The organism is Thiorhodococcus mannitoliphagus (assembly GCF_010915725.1).
GTDB classification, from domain to species: Bacteria; Pseudomonadota; Gammaproteobacteria; order Chromatiales; family Chromatiaceae; genus Thiorhodococcus; species Thiorhodococcus mannitoliphagus.
The window spans coordinates 1-3,292 of record NZ_JAAIJR010000254.1 but is presented as its reverse complement, the minus strand read 5'-3'; the positions used below and the strand labels follow the sequence as shown (position 1 = coordinate 3,292).

Sequence of the window (3,292 nt, the reverse complement as noted above, 5' to 3'; positions counted from 1 at the left end):
CGCCTGCGGCGCAACAGCAACAGATTTTTATAACTTATTTTGGGCGGGGAGCTGTCTTGACATAGGGGTCCACCTCATTGGCATCCCTGCCCTGCGATAGTTCAAGCGTCGGCGTAACAGCTCACTTGTCGGGCACTTCCTCCCACGCTCGCCCCTCTCAGGCTTGGCCTGCGACAGGTCGCAGATCGGGCCGCACCGCGGACTCCGGCTCATGGAATTGCAGCGACGCCAGCCGCGCGTAAAGCCCACCTTCGCGCATGAGTTCCTCATGACGCCCAGATGCGACGATGCGGCCTTGGTCGATCACCAGAATCCGGTCAGCATTGCGCACCGTCGCCAGACGGTGGGCGATCACGATGCTGGTCCGGCCCTGCATCAGGGTCTCCAGGGCGTCTTGCACCAGACGCTCGCTTTCGGCGTCGAGGGCGCTGGTCGCTTCGTCGAGCAGCAAGAGCGCCGGATTGCGCAGGATGGTCCGAGCGATGGCGATACGCTGACGCTCGCCGCCGGACAGCCTCACACCTCGCTCTCCGAGGTAGGTGTCGAAGCCATTGGGAAGACGGTCGAGAAAATCGGCGGCATGGGCGGCCTCCGCCGCTTTGCGCACATCCGCGTCTGAGACGCTATCCAAGCCGTAGCGGATGTTCTCCCAGGCGTTGGCGCCGAAGATAACCGGATCCTGAGGAACCAGGGCGATGCGGCTGCGTAGCGCATGCGGATCGACTTGGCGGATATCGACTCCGTCAAAGCGGATGACACCGATGTTGGGATCATAGAAGCGCAACAGCAGCTGGAAGAGCGTCGACTTGCCCGCGCCCGAGGGGCCAACCAGGGCCAGCCGTTCGCCCGGCTCGACGACTAGCCTCAGTCCGTCGAGCGCCGCCGTCCCCGGGCGTGAGGGATAGACAAACCTGAGCCCTTCGAGGTCGATCCGGCCTTGTGCCTGCTTAGGGAGCTGCTGCGGGCGCTCGGGCGGCAGAATCGCGGGCTGCACTTCCAGCAGTTCCATCAGCCGCTCACTGGCGCCAGCGCCCCGCAGCAATTGACCGACCAGATCGCTCAAGGAGCCAACGGCGCCGGCGACCACGATGGCGTAAAAGAGAAACGCGGAGAGTTCACCGCCGCTCAGCGTCCCCTCGAGCACCTGATGTCCGCCCATCCAGAGCACCACACCGATGGCGCCGAAGGTCAGCAGGGTCGCGACCCCGGACAGGGTGGCACTGGAGAGTGAGCGACGCATGGCGACCGAGAAGGCCGCCTCGACCTGATCGCCGTAACGGCGGCTGTCGATCGGCTCGTGGCAGAAGGCCTGGACGGTGCGGATGCCGTGGATGACCTCGTCGACATAGGCACCGACGTCGGCAATGCGGTCCTGGCTCGCGCGTGAGAGCCGGCGGACCCGTCGCCCGATGATCCAGGCAGGTAGGATGACCACGGGCAGCCCGGCCAGCACCAGCCCAGTCAAACCGGGGCTAGTGACCGCGAGCATGATGACGCCGCCAATGACCAACAAGGATGTCCGCAGCGACATCGCCAGGGTCGATCCGACAACGATCTGGAGCAGCGCCGTGTCACTGGTCAGCCGCGAGATGATCTCGCCAGCGCGGGTCGTCTCGAAGAAGCCGACGTCCAGGCTCAAGGCACGCTCGAAGACGGCCTTGCGAACGTCCGCGACGACCCGCTCGCCGATCCAGTTAAGGAGATAACTTCGCACCATCATCGCCGCCGCCGTGAGCACGACCACGGCAAGAAAGAGCACCAGCGAACGGTTGAGCGCCTCGACCGAGCCGGTCCCCAGCCCGGAGTCCACCACCACCCGGATGACCTGCCCGAACGCCAGCACGGAGCCGGCGGCGACGATCAGCGCGATGAGCGCGGCCACCAGGCGCCCGAGGTAGGGACGCGTGAAGCCCAAGAGTCGCATGAGCGCGCCGACATTGCGGGCGCCGGGTCGGTTGGTGTCGGAAGCGGGGGAATGACGCATGGAAGATCTCACTGCAAAAGGGGCAATCGCGCCGACAGGATGCGTCGACGCGCTCAACTCAAGGCGATCGATTGGACGCGCCAACCGAGGATATGGGGACGACCCGCCAGCGGACGAAGCCGCCGGGCCTGCCGCCTATTCTACGACTTGAGCCCCTGATAGTGACGCCGCAAGAGGAGCAAACCCCAGATCGCGGCGAGAATCATGATGAGAGCGCCAAGCAGATGGCTCAGCGTGCCGAGCGTGGTGTCCCAGCGAAGCAGCCCGGTCTCCGTGAGCAGGTATTCCCAGTCATGGAATCCGTAGGGCGAGGACTGCCCGGTGTTGCCGCCGACGAGCGGGAGGACGCCGGCGCGCGCGTCGGCGATATAGGGCGCGATGTCGAGAAAGTTCTCGCCAAACCACCAGAGGCAGACCGAAGCGCCGAAGGGGTCCCGTGTCTTGATGAGCAGCGTGCCGAGACAGATCACGGGCATGAGGAGCTGTCCCAGGGTCCCGCCCAAAGAGGTGATGAATTCGCCAAAGGGACGGAAGAGGACGTGCCCGGCCTCATGAAACGGCAGATTGATGAGATGGAGAAAGGACTCGCCCGCGGCGTTGGAGTCGACGGAGGAGAAGATCAGCAGCAGCCCCCAAACCACCAGAATGATCCAAAGGATGGCCCGCAGCGACAGCACCATCTCGTCGCCGCCCACCTGCTTCGGCAGCAAGAGATCTTGCAGCTCGCTCGTCTCGTCGGGGCGATGCTCAGCAAAGATCGTGGTCGGCGCCGCTTCGCCAGGGCGTGGGTGGTACTTGTAGTACTTCTCGAAGACGATCCCGCAACGATCGCAGAGTTGATTGAAGTCGTCCTGCTCGGCGCTGCATTTCGGGCATTTCATGGCAGGTTATCGCTCACTTCATTTCGCAGAATAGGTCTAAGGCGCGCGATGCGGACCCAACCCAGCCATTCCCACACCAAGTCGGAGGCAGCGTCAAGACGCGGCGTCGTCGCATCCCCAATCGGGTAGTGCTCGGGTAGGTCGCCACCGAGGCGAAGGCCAACGAGATCTCGGCCATCCCGCAGCTGCTGGGGTTGCTGCAGCTGACAGGGTGCATCCTGACCATTGATGCGATGGGCGGCCTTGGTCATCAGTTGGGCCGGGTGGACGAGCGAGCGCGAATTCCACCGAATCCCGCGTCGGCGTTGGTGGACTGCGCTGCGCTTGCCCACCCTACGGAAGACGACTGGCACCGGGTGGCCACGGGTGCTTACGCACCCGCGGCTCCCACAGATCCGGACGTGCGGGACTACCGCATCCGGCTCCT

At 64.6% G+C, this 3,292-nt stretch carries 3 protein-coding genes; all 3 read right to left on the bottom strand.

From position 1 onward, the window contains the following. Nucleotides 1-157 precede the first annotated feature (157 nt). Entirely contained in the window at nt 158-1,984 is a 1,827-nt protein-coding gene (locus tag G3480_RS25655; RefSeq protein ID WP_164657047.1) for an ABC transporter transmembrane domain-containing protein, read from the bottom strand. Between the two features lie 140 nt (nt 1,985-2,124). Further along, nucleotides 2,125-2,865: a zinc ribbon domain-containing protein gene (locus G3480_RS25650; protein ID WP_164657046.1), complete on the bottom strand. Its 741-nt coding sequence runs from the start codon at nt 2,863-2,865 to the stop codon at nt 2,125-2,127. Then, nucleotides 2,862-3,292, bottom strand: a 431-nt coding sequence (locus G3480_RS29640) for a hypothetical protein (protein WP_206171899.1), incomplete at its 5' end; no start/stop codon positions are given. The genes G3480_RS25650 and G3480_RS29640, both read right to left, overlap by 4 nt.

What these genes read in the sequence shown, in the direction of transcription:
- G3480_RS25655 (WP_164657047.1), bottom strand. Translation starts at nt 1,984, where the DNA reads ATGCGTCATTCCCCCGCTTCCGACACCAACCGACCCGGCGCCCGCAAT.
- G3480_RS25650 (WP_164657046.1), bottom strand. Translation starts at nt 2,865, where the DNA reads ATGAAATGCCCGAAATGCAGCGCCGAGCAGGACGACTTCAATCAACTC.